Origin of the sequence: Halalkalibacterium halodurans, from assembly GCF_004376175.1 — a bacterium.
Classification (GTDB): domain Bacteria; phylum Bacillota; class Bacilli; order Bacillales; family Bacillaceae_D; genus Halalkalibacterium; species Halalkalibacterium halodurans.
The window spans coordinates 84568-103766 of record NZ_SNUY01000002.1 but is presented as its reverse complement, the minus strand read 5'-3'; the positions used below and the strand labels follow the sequence as shown (position 1 = coordinate 103766).

The 19199-nt window shown below is 45.7% G+C and carries 21 protein-coding genes; 8 read left to right on the top strand and 13 right to left on the bottom strand.

The features are described 5' to 3' along the window. Positions 1–92: 92 nt before the first annotated feature. The 5 genes from E2L07_RS01215 to E2L07_RS01200 all read right to left on the bottom strand — a co-directional run bounded on the left by E2L07_RS01215 (position 93) and on the right by E2L07_RS01200 (position 4332). Positions 93–935: a Cof-type HAD-IIB family hydrolase gene (locus E2L07_RS01215; protein WP_010897321.1), complete on the bottom strand. Its 843-nt coding sequence runs from the start codon at positions 933–935 to the stop codon at positions 93–95. Positions 936–1074: 139 nt separating this feature from the next. Then, positions 1075–1863: an MATE family efflux transporter gene (locus tag E2L07_RS21610; protein ID WP_338121447.1), complete on the bottom strand. Its 789-nt coding sequence runs from the start codon at positions 1861–1863 to the stop codon at positions 1075–1077. After that, on the bottom strand, positions 1824–2429 hold the full coding sequence (locus tag E2L07_RS21605) for an MATE family efflux transporter (RefSeq protein ID WP_338121446.1): 606 nt from the start codon (positions 2427–2429) through the stop codon (positions 1824–1826). The genes E2L07_RS21610 and E2L07_RS21605 overlap by 40 nt, the downstream gene beginning before the upstream one ends. Before the next feature lie 322 nt (positions 2430–2751). After that, complete coding sequence (locus E2L07_RS01205) at positions 2752–3102, bottom strand: YlbF/YmcA family competence regulator (RefSeq protein ID WP_010897319.1); 351 nt, start codon at positions 3100–3102, stop codon at positions 2752–2754. Positions 3103–3201: 99 nt separating this feature from the next. Then, positions 3202–4332, bottom strand: coding sequence for a DUF445 domain-containing protein (locus E2L07_RS01200; RefSeq protein WP_243854879.1), 1131 nt, complete (start codon positions 4330–4332; stop codon positions 3202–3204). A gap of 152 nt (positions 4333–4484) precedes the next feature. Between E2L07_RS01200 and E2L07_RS01195 the strand changes: the two genes are divergently transcribed. The 8 genes from E2L07_RS01195 to E2L07_RS01160 all read left to right on the top strand — a co-directional run bounded on the left by E2L07_RS01195 (position 4485) and on the right by E2L07_RS01160 (position 11671). Then, positions 4485–5831 (top strand): YheC/YheD family endospore coat-associated protein, encoded by a 1347-nt coding sequence (locus E2L07_RS01195; RefSeq protein ID WP_134228612.1) that lies wholly within the window; start codon positions 4485–4487, stop codon positions 5829–5831. Position 5832: 1 nt separating this feature from the next. After that, complete coding sequence (locus E2L07_RS01190) at positions 5833–7212, top strand: YheC/YheD family endospore coat-associated protein (RefSeq protein WP_134228611.1); 1380 nt, start codon at positions 5833–5835, stop codon at positions 7210–7212. Further along, positions 7209–8423 carry a YheC/YheD family endospore coat-associated protein gene (locus tag E2L07_RS01185; RefSeq protein WP_134228610.1) on the top strand — a complete coding sequence of 405 codons (1215 nt, stop codon included), beginning with the start codon at positions 7209–7211 and terminating at the stop codon, positions 8421–8423. Before E2L07_RS01190 ends, E2L07_RS01185 begins: the two co-directional genes overlap by 4 nt. After that, positions 8395–8862, top strand: a complete 468-nt coding sequence (locus tag E2L07_RS01180) for a hypothetical protein (protein WP_134228609.1) — start codon at positions 8395–8397, stop codon at positions 8860–8862. The genes E2L07_RS01185 and E2L07_RS01180 overlap by 29 nt, the downstream gene beginning before the upstream one ends. 65 nt (positions 8863–8927) lie before the next feature. Continuing rightward, positions 8928–9143: a YheE family protein gene (locus tag E2L07_RS01175; RefSeq protein WP_010897313.1), complete on the top strand. Its 216-nt coding sequence runs from the start codon at positions 8928–8930 to the stop codon at positions 9141–9143. A gap of 54 nt (positions 9144–9197) precedes the next feature. Beyond that, positions 9198–9383, top strand: a complete 186-nt coding sequence (locus tag E2L07_RS01170) for a hypothetical protein (protein ID WP_134228608.1) — start codon at positions 9198–9200, stop codon at positions 9381–9383. A gap of 169 nt (positions 9384–9552) precedes the next feature. After that, positions 9553–10446, top strand: a complete 894-nt coding sequence (locus E2L07_RS01165; protein WP_134228607.1) for a PucR family transcriptional regulator — start codon at positions 9553–9555, stop codon at positions 10444–10446. Positions 10447–10573: 127 nt separating this feature from the next. After that, positions 10574–11671 carry an ABC transporter ATP-binding protein gene (locus tag E2L07_RS01160; protein ID WP_010897310.1) on the top strand — a complete coding sequence of 366 codons (1098 nt, stop codon included), beginning with the start codon at positions 10574–10576 and terminating at the stop codon, positions 11669–11671. 43 nt (positions 11672–11714) lie between these two features. Here the strand turns inward: E2L07_RS01160 and E2L07_RS01155 are convergent, their stop codons facing one another. From E2L07_RS01155 to E2L07_RS01120, 8 genes are all read right to left on the bottom strand, one after another. Next, entirely contained in the window at positions 11715–11960 is a 246-nt protein-coding gene (locus E2L07_RS01155; protein WP_010897309.1) for a hypothetical protein, read from the bottom strand. A 131-nt stretch (positions 11961–12091) separates the two neighbouring features. Next, a complete protein-coding gene (locus E2L07_RS01150) occupies positions 12092–12295 on the bottom strand; it encodes an alpha/beta-type small acid-soluble spore protein (protein ID WP_010897308.1) in 204 nt (67 codons plus the stop codon). 162 nt (positions 12296–12457) lie between these two features. Beyond that, positions 12458–14404: an AMP-binding protein gene (locus E2L07_RS01145; RefSeq protein ID WP_134228606.1), complete on the bottom strand. Its 1947-nt coding sequence runs from the start codon at positions 14402–14404 to the stop codon at positions 12458–12460. 21 nt (positions 14405–14425) lie between these two features. Then, positions 14426–15940 (bottom strand): acyl-CoA carboxylase subunit beta, encoded by a 1515-nt coding sequence (locus tag E2L07_RS01140; protein ID WP_010897306.1) that lies wholly within the window; start codon positions 15938–15940, stop codon positions 14426–14428. 11 nt (positions 15941–15951) lie between these two features. Continuing rightward, positions 15952–16734 (bottom strand): enoyl-CoA hydratase, encoded by a 783-nt coding sequence (locus E2L07_RS01135; protein ID WP_083445576.1) that lies wholly within the window; start codon positions 16732–16734, stop codon positions 15952–15954. Further along, entirely contained in the window at positions 16731–17660 is a 930-nt protein-coding gene (locus tag E2L07_RS01130; protein ID WP_053431649.1) for a hydroxymethylglutaryl-CoA lyase, read from the bottom strand. Before E2L07_RS01130 ends, E2L07_RS01135 begins: the two co-directional genes overlap by 4 nt. Next, on the bottom strand, positions 17629–17841 hold the full coding sequence (locus E2L07_RS01125; RefSeq protein WP_010897303.1) for an acetyl-CoA carboxylase biotin carboxyl carrier protein subunit: 213 nt from the start codon (positions 17839–17841) through the stop codon (positions 17629–17631). Before E2L07_RS01125 ends, E2L07_RS01130 begins: the two co-directional genes overlap by 32 nt. Beyond that, the gene (locus E2L07_RS01120; RefSeq protein WP_053431650.1) at positions 17841–19199 is read right to left on the bottom strand and encodes an acetyl-CoA carboxylase biotin carboxylase subunit; all 1359 of its coding nucleotides are present in this window, start codon (positions 19197–19199) and stop codon (positions 17841–17843) included. The genes E2L07_RS01125 and E2L07_RS01120 overlap by 1 nt, the downstream gene beginning before the upstream one ends.

Genomic DNA, 19199 nt, shown 5'->3' with positions numbered 1-19199 from the left:
GAATATCAACTGTGATTTTACATATCTTCTCACAACAATGCCCCCCTTAAGTCTTTCTTAAGGGGGAACTGTTCAACCGTTTAAGTTTCACTTTATAATTGAACGCGTAACTGTTTGCGAAATACTTCTCGCACCATATAAGATACGCCATTTTGATCGTGGGTGCGCGTCACCCAATGGGCCGCTTCTTTTACTTCCTTTGTTCCATTGCCCATTGCGACTCCTAAGCCAACTTGGCTCACCATCTCCACATCCGCCTTTGAAGCCCCAATAGCCACTGTTTCTTCTGGACCGATGCCAAGATGCTGGGCAAGTCGAAGCAGAGCTCTCCCTTTGCTCACACTATAGTTCACAATATCGATTCGCCCTTCTTCTCCTGACGATATGGTAATCGATGGGATTGCTGCCTTCAACTCTCGCAATGCTCGCTCTTTTTCCAAGTCATCTGTAAATTCAGCTTGCACTTTCAACGGAGCAAATGGATCTTTCAGAAGCTGATCACTTACCGTATCAACGAAATGAACCGGATAGAACAAAGGATCTCCAATGCCAACAGTCATCTTTGCAATCAGATGGTTTTTCTGATTCATACGATTACCCACGGCATACGATTCATGAAATACACGAATGTGGCAATTAAATTGCTCCAATAACTCGACTAAATGGATCGCTTTTTCTTGTTGGATTCTCCGGGCAAATAACGGCTGGTCGCTCGCCTCCGCTACGAACGCCCCATTGTTTGAAATCAAGTATCCATCGAGCTTTAACGATTTGGCCACTTTTTTTGCCGCCGGAAATGGACGTTCCGTTGCTATGGTTACATATACCCCTTTGCTCTTCACATAATCGATCGCATCTTTCGTTTGTCGGCTAATTTTGCCGTTCGACCGAAGGACAGCATTGTCAATCGTCAGGGCAAGTAATCGGTATGTCATGCTGATTCCCCCTTAAAGGACTCCTACCTGTTCATGGCTTATACCTTTACCCTATGATCCACTCTATAAAAATAGAACTAGCACAGAGAGAACCGCATACTATTCATTTCTGACTGGTTCTGTCGAAATCAGTGCCTCCTCATGCTCCAATGGACCGTTCCTTATCGTGGAACAACCGTTGCAAAGCAGGGTACGACAGGTGTAATGTCATAGAACGGGCGATCGTAAAGACGATAAACGACAGCCAAAGCCCGTTGTTTCCCCATAATGGGACAAACAACCAGCAGCTTATAAGGAAAACGAGCATAGCGATGATCATCGATTGCCGAATCGGACGGGCCACGGTTGCCCCTGAAAACATCCCATGAAGCTGCAACCCCCAAAACCCAGCAATTGGAAACAGCATAATCCAACCAAACAGCTGAAGAGTTTCCGCTTGAACAGCCGGAATGCTCGTAAAAAGAGCAATGATGGGCTCCTTCATTAGCCCTAATGTACAAACGAGCCATAAGCAAATGACACTGGACCAGACTATGTCTAGACGAACGACACGTTCGAACAGCGCTCGATCTCGTGCACCGACCGAACGCCCCACGACAATACTAGCGGCATTCGCGACACCGTCAAACATATATGCCATTAAATAGTGAAGCTGCAGCAAAATTGCGTTCGCAGCAAGCGACACCTCTCCAAACCTTGCGCCTATCGACGTAAAGGTCGTTAACACAGTAAGAAGACAGATCGTGCGAATAAACAAATCACGATTAACGGTCAGCATATGGAGAATTGGCCGTTTATCGAGCACTTGCGTTAATGAAGAAAACACAGAAAATGAATAACACCGTAAAACAAATAGACACCCGGCGACAGCCCCTGTCACTTCCGCAATCAAACTTGCAGCTGCGACACCCCCGATTCCCCACTGCATCCAATAAACAAAGAGAAAATCAAGGCAACATTTAGCAAATTAGTACCGATCTGAATAGTGACTGCTCCGCGGATCCGACCAATACCCATCAGCCAACCAATCACGACATAGGAGATGAGGGCGAATGGGGCACCCCAAATGCGAATCGCCACATACTGCTCAGCAAACAGCCCGACATGTTCGGGCGGAGAGATGATCAATAGCGAGGCACTTTTTATCGGGTGTTGTAGCAAAATAAATGACAGCCCGACAAACATCGCGAGAAGAAAAGGCCGAACAAACGCCAGCATGATGTCATCTTCTTTTTTCCTCCCGAGCGCTTGCGCTGAAAAACCAGATGTACTTACTCGCAAAAAACCGAACAACCAATACATCGTATTAAAAATGAGTGCACCGACCGCAACTCCACCGATCAGAGCAGGATCTTGTAGATGTCCGACAATGGCCGTGTCAACAGCACCAATGAGTGGTGTCGTCATCGCAGAAAAGATGAGCGGAATGGCCAAAGCAAGAAAAGCCCGATGCGTCATGACGGGCGTCTTTAATGAATGTTTCTTTTTATCCACAAATCATATACTCCTTCACCATTGAGTGATTGTATGTAACGTAACAAATCCTTTATAATCGCTATCATTACGATTTAAATTGTAACGGGAAACTTCCCTCGATGACAACCTTTTTTACTGTATATACTCTTTTTAGTTAGAAAGTGCCTGCTTAAAAAAGTAGTGACTGGACCGAAGCATGAAGATAAAAGGATCAGTGTAGCCTTCAGACCTATGCTGACTTACAGAAGGATGCACTTGAAGTCGCTTCGTGTTTGGCGCTTTGCCCCCAGCTACCACCTTTACTCATAGTAAAAAGCCTCGCAATATGCGAGGCTTGACCTTATTCGTTCGGGTTCCCGTAAATTTCCTCTAGAGGCTCTGTGATAATCCGATTTAAATCTCCGATGACCACACTTAGTCGTTGCTCTTCTTCCATTAGCTTTGAAATAAGCTCATGTTGTTGAACGAGTTCAAATTGCTGCTGCGCCTTTTGTGCTTCTTCCTCGGTAATTTGAACACCTTGCATTTGCTTTTGTTGCAAGTCCAATTGAAGCTGACGGAAATTTTCCAATAACCGCTTCGCAATATCGTCCTGATCAATCTGAGTGTGAAGACTTTTAAGAGCCTTAAACTCTTCGCTTTCCGCAAGCGCTTGTTTTAACTCCTGTGCCTTATCATAAACATTTGACATAAATTCGTGAGCCTCCTAAAACCATAGTCTTCACGACTATAACATGTATGAGATTAGAATTCATCTATTCCAGTCAATTTTTTTAAATTTTGTCGAGCATTACTTGATCAACAGAATGATGAGACTTTGAACTAAACCGATCCCACCGCCAAGAAGCGCCCCTAAATATGTAATCATCTTAAACTCTTTCCGTGAGATGGAAAGAACGAGCTCTTCCAGACGCTCGACCGAAAAGGCACTTACTTGCTCGCGGACAATTTCCTCTAAGTGAAGTCGCTCTAACATATGATCCAGTTGGGAGACGAGCAATTGAATCGTCACGTGAACAAGCTTCGGAACCCACTCTTCCGCCACCTTTTCTTCATAGGGACCTGTCCAAGCATGAAGCGGCTTTCCGAGCCATTGGATTACAGGTACTTGCGTTTGGAGGGCTTGCCGTCCGATGCGGACCACTGCTTCTTTTTCAACATATTGCTGGATATCGGCTAATGGCTTTTCCTTCAAGCGCTCCCACTCGTTATCCAAAAGTTTTTGTAGCCATTTTTCTGTTTCTTGATCATTTAAAAATTTCAACAGTTCTGGGTGAAGCTTGTCTACAAGTCGCTCATTGCTAAAAAACATCGAAACCATGTTGCCTAGCGTTCCATGGGTTTCAAGAAATCGATCAATCATGACCGAAAGTTGCGCTTTTCCTTGTTCACTAGCGACGTAATCCCTCGCCTTCGTGAGCAACATTCTGCGAATAGCTGGAAGATTCCTTTCTACCTTTTCTACGATCACTTCAGGCAGCGCCATCCCGATGGTCCGACTGTTTGCCTCGCGAAACCACCTATCGTAGCTAGTTTCTAGCCAACGTTCCACTTGTTGTAAAACAAGCTTCTCACTATCCTCCACTTGAAAGTTTTGGTGCAAAATAGAAGACAGCGATTGATCAGATGATAGGAACTTACGACTTTCCCGCTTCGCCCATTCTGTCACGCTATCGGTAAAGGAAGCTTCGGTTAGCTTTTTTCCGATTCCTTCTGACGTCACTAAATAGCTGACGACCATCCTTCCTAATTGAGTCGCTAGCTCATCGTGTCGTTTCGGGATAAGGCCTGGGGTGAATGGGAGGCGAAAGCGACCGATCCGTTTTTCCGAGTAAGGACGAAACAGCATTTTGATTGCAAGTGAGTTCGTCACTCCACCGATTACTGCTCCGATCACGATCATAAATAAAATCAACCACACAGTGTTCAATCGTTTCTCTCACTCCTTTGTTGCACCAATTAGGCGCCTATCTCATAGTATACTTTACATCTATAGGCATTTGCCTTTGAATTTCCTCTCTATTTTTGTACAGATTGAATCAAAATGCAACACGTAGGTGGGGAGAGCTGCCAATGATCCTTTATCCTATCGTCGTAAAACCGTCCTCTATCCTTTTACACGAAGTGCCTGCTATCTCCTTACCTCGCCGCCTTTGTCGTCTTTGGGGGCTCGAAAGTGGAGAAAAGTATGAACTGCTTATCGGTATGGAGAAACATTCCGTAACGCTCGTGATTCATGACGAACATGACGATCATGCTTTCGCAAATGAATGCCTCGTTCAGCAGTGCCCTTACTTTAAACCATCATTAAAATGGCGTATCGCTTTTTTACCTAAATTGAACCAGCTATGGTTTGGACCAATCTTCGCAATTTTAAGCGACCATACCCGAACCGAAGGCCACTCTTTAACCGCCTTTTTAGAAGAGTTTATCGCGTATAGCAACAAACAAGGGTGCTTGACCTATGTCATACATCCGTCTGAATGGTCGATGGAAAAAGCGAATGCTACAACGTACTATAACAGCGAATGGATCGATACTTTCGTTCCTCTCCCCCATGTTGTCTATAACCGTATTGGCTCTCGGCGCCTCGAAAAAAGCGCGTTGGTTCAAGGAATGATGGCTAGTTTTCATAGCCACCACATTCCGATTTGGAACGAGCGCTTTCTTGACAAAGGGGAGGTTCATACACTGTTAGCTGATGCGCCATCGGTACGTGAGCATGTTCCTCCCTCATGGCCTACATGGGATGAAGCAACGCTCTTACAACTGCTCGCTGAGGGGAAAAATGCCTTTTTGAAACCGAAAGATGGCAAAGAGGGCAAAGGGATTTTTAAGCTTTCCTTCGATGAGGAGAGACTCATTGTACACCGTCATACTGAGCAGGTCATTCACTTTCGAACAGTTGAACACTTCCTCCGTGTATTTTTCTTTAAAAATAAACAGAACTACATGTTGCAGCAAGGAATCTCCTTAATGAGGGAAAACGAATCTGTTGTTGACTTTCGCCTTCTGTTAATCAAGACTGCGAATGGGCGTTGGAAGGTTGTCTCTGCCGTTGCTAGACAATCAAATGCAGGCCATTTTCTCACAAACATTGCCCAAGGAGGTACGTTTCGAACGGTGCAGGACGTCCTTTCTTCTTGGTACGATCAATCTCATGCCTCTAGTCAATGGACAAAAATGAAGCAGGTGGCAAAAGACGCTGCCGCTACATTAGAAACAAGCGGACAATTGATCGAACTTGGCCTTGATATGGCCATTGATGTGAATGATCACATTTGGATTATTGAAGCGAACACGAAACCTTCTAAACAGCACAGGTTGTTAACTGTAGGTGTGCGTCCATCGACGAAAAAGCTGCTCGCCTACTTTTATGAATGGACGGTAAAGAACCATCTGTTAAAGGAGACTGATTAATGTGAGCAAACTACTTTTTCCTCTAAAAAAACACGTGACCTCAAAAGGGACATTATTTGCCGCCTCGTCGCTATTTAAAAGGTGGGTAGATACTAAACGGTTCCCGAATGAAGTATCGTTTGGTCAACAGACCTGCACGATTCAAGTAGCTCCTCACCCTGATCATAAGGAAGAGCTTTTACTATCTGCCGACTTGTGGGATCGGCTCCGCCTTCCATATGAGCAGCATGTTTCATGCTCACAGCAACTGCGCACGCTCTGCCTTGCTCCACTCATTGGCATATTTACAGCCGGCTTCCATTCGTCGACCTATCATCCGCTTGGCTCTCGTTCCTCCTATTTTGCAAACCTCCTATCGGCAGCAGAGGAAGAAGGCGTTTTTGCTTTTTTATTCGGCAATCATCACGTTAATAAAGGCGCTAAGACCATTGAAGGATTGACGTTTACAGACGGAAAATGGCGGCAGGAAACATTTCCGTGGCCTAATGCTGTTTATGATCGCATCCCTGCTCGAAAAGTCGCCGCACTCCAAGACGTTCAAGAAGTAAGACACTTTTTAGAAGACGAACAACAAATTCCTTGGTTTAACGTGGACTTTTTCAACAAATGGGACCTTTATACGAAACTAAAGAACCATCGTCAGATCAATGTCTACATTCCAGAAAGCTTGCTGAACCCCTCTTTGGAAGAATTGGAAAGAATGCTGGACGACTACAAACACGTTTACTTGAAACCGGTCGAAGGAAGCTTTGGTGCAGGGATTCATCAAATCATTCGTCCTGACAATGACCCTTATGTTTACTGTCGTTTTCATGAAAATGGCGGCAATCGTCTACGACGTTATTCATCACTAAAAAGGTGTGTCGCCAATCAATTTCCTCAATCGTTACAACAGATGATCGCCCAGCAAGGAATTAAACTTTTCACCCTCAACGATCATCCGATTGACTTTCGTATTCATACGAATAAAAACAAGCGGGGTACATGGATCATTACTGCTATAGCGGCTAAGATTGCGGGAGAAGGAAGTATTACAACCCATCTAAAAACAGGCGGTGAAATTCGAACGGTTCAAGAAATTCTCGATTGGCTACCAGAGAAACATGAGTCCGTCAAACGATTAAAAAAAGCAGCTCTTCAGCTTTCTCTAGCGATCGATGAATCACTCGACGGGTTCATTGGCGAAATCGGCTTCGACCTAGGCCTTGATGAATCGGGCCGTGTCTGGCTATTAGAAGCGAACTCTAAACCAGGGCGTGCGATCTTCCGTCACCCAAACCTTCAGAAGGAAGAGCGGGAAACGTTGCGCCTTCCTTTCCATTACGGGACGTTTTTAGCTAAGCACACCCGTCTCGAGCAGCTTCGCGTGATCCAAGCATGATTCAGCTTGTATACAACGGGGAAGAAAAGCGGTGGGGAACTCTTAATGCCCATCGCACCATGTCATGGGGCCATAACAAGCAACCTGTTGCCCGGGCCAAATCAGACAATGGCCCCCAGATTACTCTCTCCTCTTATGGAGATAGGATCGGTCCGCTCATTGGGCTGTTAACGAGCGCACACAAAAGCCATCACTTTTCTGGCAACAAGCCATTGTTTTCCAAGCTGGCAAAAGAAGTTGCAAAGCGTGGAGGCTGCCTGGTCGTTTTTACCCCCGAAGATGTGAAGGAGTCAGAGATTGAAGGCTATTGTTTAAAAGAAGGCAGCGATCAATGGATACGCGCTACCTTTCCATATCCAAACATGATCTACAACAAAATCCCATCTCGTACTGAGGAAAATAAACGACAAACCATCCGCCTATTAAAACAAATTCGAACAAGAAAAATTCCTTATTTCAATCCTCATTTTTTTAATAAATGGTCCATGTTTGAAATCTTAAGCCGAGATCCTTTTCTCCGCTCTTTCCTTCCCGCCACACGTCTTTTTTCGGGTCCGTCCAACCTATTGGATATGCTAGGAAACTACAAGCGGATCTATTTGAAACCGACAAACAAGAGTCAAGGGAAAGGGGTCTTCACACTTGAAGCGATCGATGAAAAGCAGTATTTAATGACTACAAATCGAAAGCAACTACACATAACGTTCCCTAAGCTCACGGATTTACTCCTTCCGTATACGGACCAACTCATTTTGCAACAAGCGATCCGCCTTCGTACGTATCAAGACAAACCGTACGACTATCGCATCCATATGCATAAACTCAGGCACCGTTGGCATATGACGGGTATCGGTGTCCGACTTGGAAAGGCAGGGTCCATAACAACCCATGTTCCTCAAGGAGGGTCGATTCTTTCCATTGATCAGCTCCCTGCCCCCCCTGATGAGCAAGTCGTTAAGAGGATTGGAAAAAAAGCGGCGATGGCGTTAGAACGTGCGTACGGGCCTCACGGGGAATGTTCGTTGGACATTGGTGAAGATCAGGACGGTGGGCTTTGGCTGTTTGAAGTAAACGCAAAACCAATGACATTTGATGAACCGTCCATCCAACGAAACATCATTCAAGCCTTAACCGCTATCTTTTTTGAATGGAGTGGCTTTCATGACGGCAAAGGAGGATATGATGAATATCATCAAAATGACCTCAGATAATTTAATTATTTATTTAAAACCGTTACTTCGCTTCGTTCGTCGAATTGATAAGCAAAACCATACAGCTTATTATCCTTGGTTTCTAAAGCTTACGAAACACTCATTCCTTAGCAATGACACAGCGATTCACCTCGCTGCCTGGCGAGGAAAAATCATTGCCGTTGTTGCAGTGGAGTCGCTAGGAAAAGCGCATGCCTCTCTGCAAGTTGAACCTCGTTTTATTCGTACAAACGTTGCGCCGAGCTTGCTAAAATCGTTGCTCAGTGATTTGCACACGTGCTATTTCGCGTTCCCTGCCGATGCCAAACGAGAAATTCGTTGGGCCCTTGATTCTGGGTTCGTCTGTTATACGTATGAAGATCGCGGGGATTGTGAAACTATGTATTGGTTTGAAGGCGGTGAAAAAATAGCCACCGGTTCAACGGAAAAAGAGGCTTAGCTGTCCACAGAAAAGTGGTTGCTATGGTATAGTAGAAGAAACCGCTTACGATCAGGAGGCTAGCGATGATTTCTCATTTTCAGTGGAAAGAGCTGCGCAATAATTTGCTGCGCCGCGAGTGGTCTTTTTCTTTTTTTACACAAGGGACGTACTACCATGGCATTTATGATAAAGAAGGAGCCATTCACTGGGGAACGCCCGCGCCTTCAGATGCCTTAAAACAGACTCTTGAACCAAAAATTCACGACCTTATGCTTTATCACATCTACGAAGAGCACTAGGACGTGCATATTTTCTCACCTCTCGTACCATGTTAAAGGTAGGAGGGATGCAACATGGCTAAGGAAAAGCGACCATCGTCCGAGTTTGAGGGACGCGATGAATTTTTTATGGATGTGGACCGAATGATCAACGAAGGTCTTGGCGGTGGTACGGTGAATGACACACATGCGGGTACCATTGAAGAAGCACGTTCGTTAGAAAAAGAGGAACCACCCCACCACGAGAAAGAAAAAAACTAACCCTTTTGAAAACAACCGTGATTGTTTGCTCATGGTTGTTTTTTATACGTAGAAAAGCAGCAATGTCATTTCCGAAAACAAAAGTCTTCGACTCGTTCACTGAAGCGGTGCTCTTCCTTTCACATCTGCTATAATAAAAAGAGCATAATGGAATGGTAAGGAGTCGGTTATGAACCTCGAGCAATTGAAACGTCATTTTCAAGATGCCATCGTTACATTCGATCAAGAGGAGAAATCTCATGAAGACATTGATTGGTTTCGTACGGAAAACCATGACGTGATCGGGATTAAGCGCAACCTCATCACATCACGGGAACGAGTGTTGTTGAACATGCTGCTAGAGCCTTATTCCCTAGCACCACAGCCAAAAACGGTAGAAGAGGAGCAGTGGGCGGCATGGATTTTTAAAGGGCAAGGTGCCCCTCCTGCAAAAGGCCAGCTACAATTGATCCATTTTCAGCTCGATCAACCTGTTGATCAATACGAAGCTTTTCAAGAGGCTTGGACAAGCATAGGGCATGATTCTTTTATTCTTTTATGGCAATCAGAAAAAACAGGCATTGTCCTACTATTTAATCATTCGATCGACGATCCGTTAGCACTTGAAGGCTTTACCGAAGCCCTTTCATCTGATTTTTATTTTAATGTATTCTTATTAGTCGGTTTGCCTCACCAAACCGAGGCCACTCCTGCATTGTTTCGCTTTGAACAGCATGCGTTTCAAACAGCGGTCGAGCGCAAGTCGAAACAAGAGATCTGGTATGGTGTGGAAGCAATCCCCCATCTGCTCTTCTCTGAGGCAACAACTAATACGAAACGAGACTTAATCGATCATCTTCTTCCAGAGGACGTCAGGCAAGATCACGAATTATTGCAAAGCATCACCTGTTACTTCAAACATAATTTAAACATCACATCTGCAGCCCGATCCCTTCATTTGCACCGCAACAGCTTGCAATACAGGGTCGACAAGTTTATTGAAAAAACAGGGATTGACATTCGACAATTCTCTCAGGCCTCTGTCGTCTACTTGGCACTATTACTTTACGACGGTGGACAGTAATCCCTTGAAATAAAACGCTTTCATAAACATGCACAAAGGAGAAAAGAATCTTTGTGCATGTTGTCCATTTTCTGATTTTTTTGTAAGCGCTACAATAAAAACAGAAATCAGTTCAGGAGGGGACGACATGGCGGAAATTCAGTTAAAAAACGTGTACAAAATTTATGATGGAGACGTTCAAGCGGTTACAGACTTTAACCTGGACATTAAGGACAAAGAGTTCATTGTGTTTGTCGGTCCATCCGGTTGCGGAAAATCCACAACCCTACGTATGATTGCCGGTCTAGAAGATATTTCGAAAGGCGACCTTCTCATCGGAGGAAAACGGATGAACGATGTGGCGCCAAAAGATCGTGACATTGCGATGGTATTCCAAAACTATGCCCTTTACCCACATATGAATGTGTATGATAACATGGCATTCGGCTTGAAGCTACGGAAATTTAAAAAGGACGAAATTGATAAACGGGTTAAAAATGCAGCAAAGATTCTAGGTCTAGAGGAGATGCTTGATCGTAAACCTAAAGCGATGTCTGGTGGTCAGCGTCAACGTGTGGCCCTCGGTCGGGCAATTGTTCGTGACCCTCAAGTTTTCCTTATGGATGAACCGTTATCAAACCTTGATGCAAAGCTTCGTGTGCAAATGCGTGCTGAAATTACAAAGCTTCACCAACGCCTGCAAACCACGACCATTTACGTAACCCACGATCAGACCGAAGCAATGACGATGGCGACGCGAATCGTGATTATGAAAGACGGTGTCATTCAACAAGTTGGTTCGCCAAAAGAAGTGTATGACTTCCCTGAGAACGTATTTGTCGGTGGCTTCATCGGCTCACCATCTATGAATTTCTTAAACGGTCGTTTGGAAGGTTCACAACTTAAAATTGGAAATGTTTCAATCGAAGTTCCAGAAGGTAAATTAGCCGTATTGCGCGAGCATGGCTATGAAGGTAAGGAACTCATTCTCGGTATCCGTCCTGAAGATATCCATGATGAGCTTTTATTCATTGAATCATCACCTGGCTCAAAAATTACCGCTCATATTGAAGTAGCCGAGTTAACAGGTGCAGAAACAGTTCTTTATTCTCAATTGAGCGATCAAGAAATTATCGCCCGTGTGGACTCCCGCTCTGACATTCAAAGCGGTGATAAAGTAGAACTCGCTCTCGATATGAACAAATGCCATTTCTTCGATCCAGAATCAGAATTGCGAATAAAATAAGTAAACCAAACAGCCATCTTGCCCTCATATCAAGGTGGCTGTTTTACTGTTCATCGATAAGATAAACAGAGGTAATTTGACAACGGGGACAGACAAGAACATGGGCGCATCGATGGTCGCGAGCATTCTCCTTGATTCCGTCCTCTAGCTTCATCATCTCAATTTCCTCATACGGGCTATAATCATCAAAAAAATCTTGATACTTTCCTGCATCATCTAATCGTTTTCCACAAGTATCACACGTAATTTCGATCGTCGTCATCCCATTACATACAGGACAATAAGCCATTTTGCTCCTCCTACTATTAGAAAAACTTGACTTAGGCCAAGTCTTATTAGCGAAATTGAACCTTTTATTAGAAGTTAACCTATTTAAAGTGCAAAGAAGGAGCGGAATCCCGCCCCTTCATAGCCATGCTATTATTTTTGGAATCCTCCACCTAGTTGTTGCTCAGCCATAGCAACTAGACGTTTCGTAATTTCTCCACCTACAGAACCGTTAGCACGAGAAGTTGTGTCAGCACCAAGCTGAACGCCAAATTCTTGAGCAATTTCTGTTTTCATTTGATCAAGTGCTTGTTGCACTCCAGGTACTAGTAATTGGTTTGAGTTGTTGTTCGCCATGTGTATCACCTCCTTGACGATGTAATCATAGTTTGTAACGGCTTTTCACTGTTATGTACGAAATAAATCGATTTTTTATTGGTATTTTTAACTAAGCGAAGCCTACAAGGACTCGTGCATAAATGATCCTTATTGCGTACATCAAAAAAGCAATCCTCGCAGCTATGAGGATTGCTTTGTTCCTAACCTTTCGATTTCTTTTAATACATGAGCGTTTTCAAGTGAGGATAAATCTCCTGCCTCCTTTTGCAAAAAGGCCGCCCGTATCGCACGGCGCATCACCTTCGCATTTCGTGTCTTCGGTAAATCGGAAACAAAATACACTGCCTTTGGCTTCAATGCTTTTCCAAGCTTTGTCCCGACAAGCTGGATCAATTCGTGTCTTAATGTGTCACTCTCAGAAAAACTTGGGGCAATGACAACAAAACAGATTGGCACTTCACCCTTCACATCATCTGGTACCCCAATGGTTCCAGCCTCAATGACGGCACTATGACCGACTAGGACAGACTCAACTTCTGCCGGTCCAAGTCGTTTGCCAGCTACATTTAAAATATCATCTGATCGACCGGTTATCGTCCAAAATCCATCCGCGTCAAGAGTGACCCAATCTCCATGAACCCACGTATTGCTCCAGCGTGACCAGTACGTTTCGAGAAACCGTTCAGGCTCCTGCCAAAAGCCGTTAGTCATCCCGACCCAAGGCTTTGTTAGGACAAGCTCCCCCACTTCCGCGGTTACTTTTTCACCACTTTCGTTATATACAGCAGCTGCCATCCCTGGAATCGCTGAGTTAAACGTAATCGGACCAATCGGTCGAACGAGTACATTCCCTAAAATCCCACCTGATATTTCCGTCCCTCCGGAGTAATTAAAGATAGGCACCTGTTTATTTCCGACGTGTTCAAACAGCCAATGCCATGGCTCAGGGTTCCACGGCTCCCCCGTAGAGCCAATCACCTTTAAGCAAGACAAATCATGCTCAGCCATTCGTTCCGTCCCGTACTTCATCATGGCGCGAATTAATGTCGGAGAAATACCTAAATGACTTACTTGCTTTTGTTCGACAAGCTGCCAAAGTCGGTCATGATTCGGATAGTCAGGAGCACCGTCGTAAAGGACAATGGTTGCCCCATTGATCAAACCAGCAAACACAAGAAACGGGCCCATCATCCATCCCATATCTGTCAGCCAAAAAAGCGTGTCCTCTTTTCGTAAATCCATGCCAATTCCTGCATCGAACGCCGCTTTAATTGGGAAGCCACTATGCGTATGAACCGCTCCTTTTGGCCGTCCAGTTGTCCCGGAAGTATAAATAAGCATTAAGGGATCTGCCGAATTCATCGCTGCCGTTTCTTGGAGCGGAGCATAGGTCATAAGCTCAGTCCAGCGTATATCGTTGGCACCATAAGATGTTAACGTGCCGACCCGCTCCACAACGGCAATTGATTGGACATTCGGCGCGTCAGCAAGTGCTTTCTCCGCCTCTTGCCTCATATCAATCAGCTTGCCTCGCCGGTAACAGCCATCTACTGTTATGAGCCATTTCGCTCCAGAAGCGCGTAGTCTCGTAGCGATCGCCTCTGCACCATAACCAGAAAAAATCGGCGTGAAGATTGCTCCGAGCTTGGCAACAGCCAGCATGGCAATCACCGTCTCAGGAATCATCGGCATGTATAAGGCGAACACATCTCCTTTTTTGACTCCATGCTGTTTTAAGCCATGGGCTGCACGTTTCACCGCCTCATCAAGGGCTGCAAACGATAGCAAGGAAGTCTTTCCTTCTTCCCCTTCCCAGACGATCGCCGTTTTATTTGCGGTCTTTGGATCATTCGCCCATTTTTCCACGGCTGCTTCCGTCACATTTAATTTGCCACCGATAAACCATTCAGGCCAGGCAGGCCCTTTCTCCATTGCAAGGACATGATCATAAGGCTTCATCCATGGAATGTCTAGCTCCCGCTCCACTTCCCGCCAAAACCAAGCAATGTCGTCAATCGAACGTTGATAAAAATCGTCATAGGACGAATAGCCGAGCGTTTTCATCCATTGATACAATCTCGTTTGCTCTTTGTAAGCATCCGATGGAAACCAGACAGGCGCTGTCACCGTACTCCCCCCTCTCCTTTTTTAAACTGGATATACGGGATGCTTTCGTGTAGTAAATGTTAATTCTTTTGAAGCATATGCGGTCAAACGGGTTTTTAACTCTTCTCGCAGCTGATTCCCTTGGATGATCCCATCAATCACGAGTTCAGAGGCGAGTCGGTACACATCAATATCCTGCTTATATTCCTCACGCTTTTCTGCGATAAATGCCGCACGTTCCTCTTCCGGCAGCTCGGCAATCTTATTGGCATACACTGCATTAACAGCCGCTTCTGGGCCCATTACCGCAATTTGTGCGTTCGGGAACGCAAGGCAGACATCCGGTTCAAACGCAGGGCCTGCCATCGCATATAGCCCTGCCCCATAAGCTTTGCGTACGATGATCGAGATTTTGGGAACCGTCGCTTCTGACATGGCCGAGATCATTTTCGCCCCATGTCGAATAATTCCTGCCCGCTCCACCTTCGTTCCAATCATAAAGCCTGGGATGTCCGCCAAAAAGAGGAGCGGAATGTGATAGGCATCGCAAAGGGTAATAAATTTCGCCGCTTTATCTGCAGAATCGTGGAACAATACACCACCTTTCATTTTTGGTTGATTGGCGATGATCCCGATCGGCTTTCCATCGATTCGGGCAAGTCCGGTAATAAGCTCAGGAGCAAAAAGCTTCTTAATTTCAAAGAAGGAATCCTCGTCGATCACCCGGTCAATTAAGTCATACATATTAAAAGGAGCATTTTGGTTTTTGGGCAAAATCTCCTCAATGGTTTTGGTAAACGATTTCGGCTCTCTTCCATCCTCTATCGGTGGTCGCTTTGAATAACTGCTCGGAAAATAGCGTAAGTAATCACGGGCAAGTCCGATGGCTTCCTCCTCAGATGGAGCGAGAATATCACCACAGCCTGACACAGAGCAATGCATTTTCGCACCACCCATCTCTTCAAGACTCACCTTTTCGCCGATGACCATTTCCGCCATCCGCGGTGAGCCAAGATACATGGACGCATTTCCATCCACCATGATGACGACATCACAAAAAGCAGGAATGTACGCACCTCCAGCAGCAGATGGACCGAACAGAATGCACACTTGTGGAACTCGCCCAGACAGTTTTACTTGATTGTAAAAAATTCGACCTGCTCCTCTTCGCCCTGGGAACATCTCCACTTGATCTGTAATTCTCGCCCCTGCTGAATCGACTAAATAGAGCATCGGCACATTTAATTTTTCTGCTGTTTCTTGAATACGGATTATTTTTTCAACCGTTCTGGCTCCCCATGACCCTGCTTTCACCGTTGAATCATTGGCCATGACGCAGACGGTCTGCCCATTAATCTTTCCAATGCCTGTAATGACACCATCGGCAGGCAAGCCGTCCACCTGACAGTTTGCAAACAAGCCATCCTCAGCTGCCAGCCCGTCGTCAAATAGAAGCTCTAATCGTTTACGAGCAAACAGCTTTCCTTTTTGCTGATTCGCTTCATGATACTTTTCACTACCACCTCGTTTGAGTTTTTCAACTGTTTCTTCAAACATGGAATCCCCTCCTATTCCCCTATGTATTGTGGCTTTCTCTTTTCTTTAAAGGCCTCTAATCCTTCAAGCCGATCCTTCGTTGAAATTGTGCGCTCATACGCCAACTTTTCTAGTTCAAGTCCTGTTGCAAGATCCGTCTCTATTCCATTGTCAATTGCCTTCTTCGCTTGAGCCAGTGCAATCGGTCCATTGGCGCTCATTTGTTTTGCCAGATCTAAGGCGAGTGTCTCTACTTTTGCAAGGGGACAAGCGTATTGCGCTAACCCGATCAAATACGCTTCTGCTCCTGTGATTCGTTTTCCAGTGAAAATCATCTCTTTCGCCCGGCCGACTCCAATTAACCTCGGTAATCGTTGCGTTCCCCCTGCTCCTGGAATGATCGCAAGCGTCGTCTCTGGTAAACCATAAACACTTTCCTCTGCCGCTACGCGAAGGTCGCATGCGAGCGCAAGTTCCAGCCCCCCCCCAAGAGCAGTGCCGTTCATTGCCGCAATGGTAGGTTGTGGAAGTTTGGCGACTTTCTCAATTGTCTCTCCAATTAGGGCGACGGTGCGTCTCACCTCTTCTTCCTCCATCGTCCGTCGCTCCTTTAAATCCGCCCCAGCACAAAACACTTTATCGCCAGCTCCTGTAAAGACAACAGCTCGGACCTCCTTCTGAAATGCCAATGCTTCCAGCGTATCCTTTAATTTTTCAAGCAGTTGAACGGATAGGGCGTTGGCAGCCTCTGGCCTGATAAGCGTTACTTTACACACCCCGCTGGACAGCATTTCGACTCCCACGGTTTCACTCACACCGACCCCTCCTTTGCTAAAAACGATTGCAAGTTATGACTTGGCAACGGTTTGTCGAGCTTCTCTTGGATATAGGCACCTGCCTTCATGATTTCATTCAAGGATACGTCTGTTTCGTAGCCGAGACCATGAAGTAGGTAAAGCAAATCTTCCGTTGCCACATTCCCCGCTGCTCCTGGGGCATATGGACAGCCACCTAAACCACCAACCGAGCTGTCAAACTTTCTAACCCCTGTGCGCAAACCGCACGCGATATTCGCAATCGCCATTCCTTTCGTATCATGGAGATGAAGAGCCATTTTTTCGGTTGGGACGAGCTTTGTCACTTCACTGACGACCGCTTCCACCAAGTTCGGGGTAGCAACTCCAATCGTATCGCCAAGTGATAATTCATCTATCCCCATCGTCATAAGCGCTTCTACCGTTTGCAGCAATTTCGTTTGCTCTGTCGTCCCTTCATAGGGGCAACCAAATACGGTCGATAAATAGCCACGCACTGACTTTCCTTCCTGTTTTGCGATTCGAGTTACATTTTTTAAAACAGGTAGCGTGTCAGCGATTGATTTGTTTATATTTTTTCGATTGTGCGTTTCCGTCGCTGACATGAAGATGGCTACCTCATCTACCCCCGCTCGAAGGGCTCGCTCCAACCCTTTTTCATTCGGTACTAGGGCCGCATATGTGACACCGTCCACTCGGTCAATACGAGCAAGCACCTCCTCTGCATCCGCTAAAGCGGGAATCCATTTTGGATGAACGAAGGAGCTCACTTCGATGTAAGGAAGTCCCGTGCGACTTAAATGATTGATCCACTCGATTTTCTGCTCTGTATCGATCCATGTTGACTCATTTTGCAGGCCATCCCGCGGTCCTACTTCCCGAATGGATACTTTTTTACTCGAGTTCAAGGAGGGCTTCCCCCTCATCGATAAATTCTCCTTCTTGCTTCAATACGCTTTTTACTGTTCCACCGCTCGCAGCTTCCACGGGAATCTCCATTTTCATCGACTCAAGAATGGCCACTTCTTGCCCTGCCTCTACTTGATCTCCCTCTTTCACAAGTATTTTCCATACGTTACCTGCCATATTGGTTTCGATTTTTGCCATTATGGATTCCTCCCTGTTTTCACTTTAAGATGATTGGTTACAAATGCCGTTGTTGCTTCTCCTGCTTGAAACACTGGATGGTTGATCACTTGCTTTAGCATCGGAATATTCGTTTTGATTCCTTCGATCTCATATTGCTTGAGTGCTCTGTCTAGTCGCTGAATCGCTTCTCCCCGCGTGTCTGCTGATACAATCAATTTCGCTACCATCGGGTCGTAAAACGGTGTCACTTTATACCCTTCTGAAATGGCATACTCGTGACGAATCCCTTCCCCTTCCGGCAGCGTAAATCGTTTAATCATCCCTGGTGACGGAAAAAAGGTCACTGGGTCTTCTGCATAGATCCGCACTTCAATCGCGTGCCCTTGCAATGGAATCTCATGTTGGGCGTAGGGTAGTTGTTCACCTGCTGCAATCAATAGTTGCCATTCCACGAGATCGATTCCGGTAATTTCCTCTGTCACGGGGTGCTCTACTTGCAGACGGGTGTTCATCTCTAAAAAGTAAATGTTCTTCTCCCCGTCTACGAGACATTCCACCGTTCCGAGGTTCCTATAATCGATCGCTTTTGCAGCCTTGACAGCGAGCTGACCGATTTTTTCCCTAAGTGCCTCGTCTACGAACGGTGACGGTGCTTCCTCGACTACTTTTTGATGGCGGCGTTGGATCGAACAATCCCGTTCCCATAAATGAACGACGTGGCCATGATGGTCTGCGGCGATTTGCACTTCAATGTGCCGCGGGTTTTCAACCGCCTTTTCTAAAAACATCGTCCCATCTCCGAAAAAGCTTGTCGCCCGTTTTTGATTGCCAGCGAATGCTTTTCTCATTTCCTCATCATTTCTGACGAGCTGCATGCCGATACCACCACCGCCTGCAGAGGCTTTAAGCATGACTGGATAACCAAACTTGTGAGCAAGATGTACTGCTTCCTCTTCATCGGCTAGCGCCACATCGGAACCCGGAATGACGGGAACACCCGCAGTTTGCATCGCGGTTCTTGCAGCAATTTTGCTCCCCATTCTTTCAATGACTTCAGGTGAGGGACCAATGAACGCTATTCCTGCTTCAACACATGCCCTAGCAAAACGAGCGTTTTCCGATAACAACCCGTAGCCTGGATGAATGGCGTCCACGTCTGCTTGCTTTGCCACTTCTAAAATCGTGTCTACCTTTAAGTAGCTTTCGGCAACAGGAGGCTTCCCAATGAGAAAAGCTTCATCTGCATGTTTGACATGAAGAGAATCTACATCCGCCTCTGAATAAATAGCAACGGTGCGAATGTTTAACTTTTGACACGTCCGGATGATGCGAACCGCAATCTCACCTCGATTGGCAATAAGCACCTTTTTAAACAT

Excerpts from the sequence above, each read along its gene's own strand:
- E2L07_RS01150 (WP_010897308.1), bottom strand. The coding sequence starts at position 12,295 with ATGGCGAACAACAACTCAAACCAATTACTAGTACCTGGAGTGCAACAA.
- E2L07_RS01185 (WP_134228610.1), top strand. The coding sequence starts at position 7,209 with ATGATTCAGCTTGTATACAACGGGGAAGAAAAGCGGTGGGGAACTCTT.
- E2L07_RS01205 (WP_010897319.1), bottom strand. The coding sequence starts at position 3,102 with ATGTCAAATGTTTATGATAAGGCACAGGAGTTAAAACAAGCGCTTGCG.
- E2L07_RS01130 (WP_053431649.1), bottom strand. The coding sequence starts at position 17,660 with ATGAGGGGGAAGCCCTCCTTGAACTCGAGTAAAAAAGTATCCATTCGG.
- E2L07_RS01155 (WP_010897309.1), bottom strand. The coding sequence starts at position 11,960 with ATGGCTTATTGTCCTGTATGTAATGGGATGACGACGATCGAAATTACG.
- E2L07_RS01140 (WP_010897306.1), bottom strand. The coding sequence starts at position 15,940 with ATGTTTGAAGAAACAGTTGAAAAACTCAAACGAGGTGGTAGTGAAAAG.
- E2L07_RS01120 (WP_053431650.1), bottom strand. The coding sequence starts at position 19,199 with ATGTTTAAAAAGGTGCTTATTGCCAATCGAGGTGAGATTGCGGTTCGC.
- E2L07_RS01125 (WP_010897303.1), bottom strand. The coding sequence starts at position 17,841 with ATGGCAAAAATCGAAACCAATATGGCAGGTAACGTATGGAAAATACTT.
- E2L07_RS01165 (WP_134228607.1), top strand. The coding sequence starts at position 9,553 with ATGAACCTCGAGCAATTGAAACGTCATTTTCAAGATGCCATCGTTACA.
- E2L07_RS01175 (WP_010897313.1), top strand. The coding sequence starts at position 8,928 with ATGATTTCTCATTTTCAGTGGAAAGAGCTGCGCAATAATTTGCTGCGC.
- E2L07_RS01215 (WP_010897321.1), bottom strand. The coding sequence starts at position 935 with ATGACATACCGATTACTTGCCCTGACGATTGACAATGCTGTCCTTCGG.
- E2L07_RS21610 (WP_338121447.1), bottom strand. The coding sequence starts at position 1,863 with ATGCAGTGGGGAATCGGGGGTGTCGCAGCTGCAAGTTTGATTGCGGAA.
- E2L07_RS01170 (WP_134228608.1), top strand. The coding sequence starts at position 9,198 with ATGGCTAAGGAAAAGCGACCATCGTCCGAGTTTGAGGGACGCGATGAA.
- E2L07_RS01160 (WP_010897310.1), top strand. The coding sequence starts at position 10,574 with ATGGCGGAAATTCAGTTAAAAAACGTGTACAAAATTTATGATGGAGAC.
- E2L07_RS01180 (WP_134228609.1), top strand. The coding sequence starts at position 8,395 with ATGAATATCATCAAAATGACCTCAGATAATTTAATTATTTATTTAAAA.
- E2L07_RS01195 (WP_134228612.1), top strand. The coding sequence starts at position 4,485 with ATGATCCTTTATCCTATCGTCGTAAAACCGTCCTCTATCCTTTTACAC.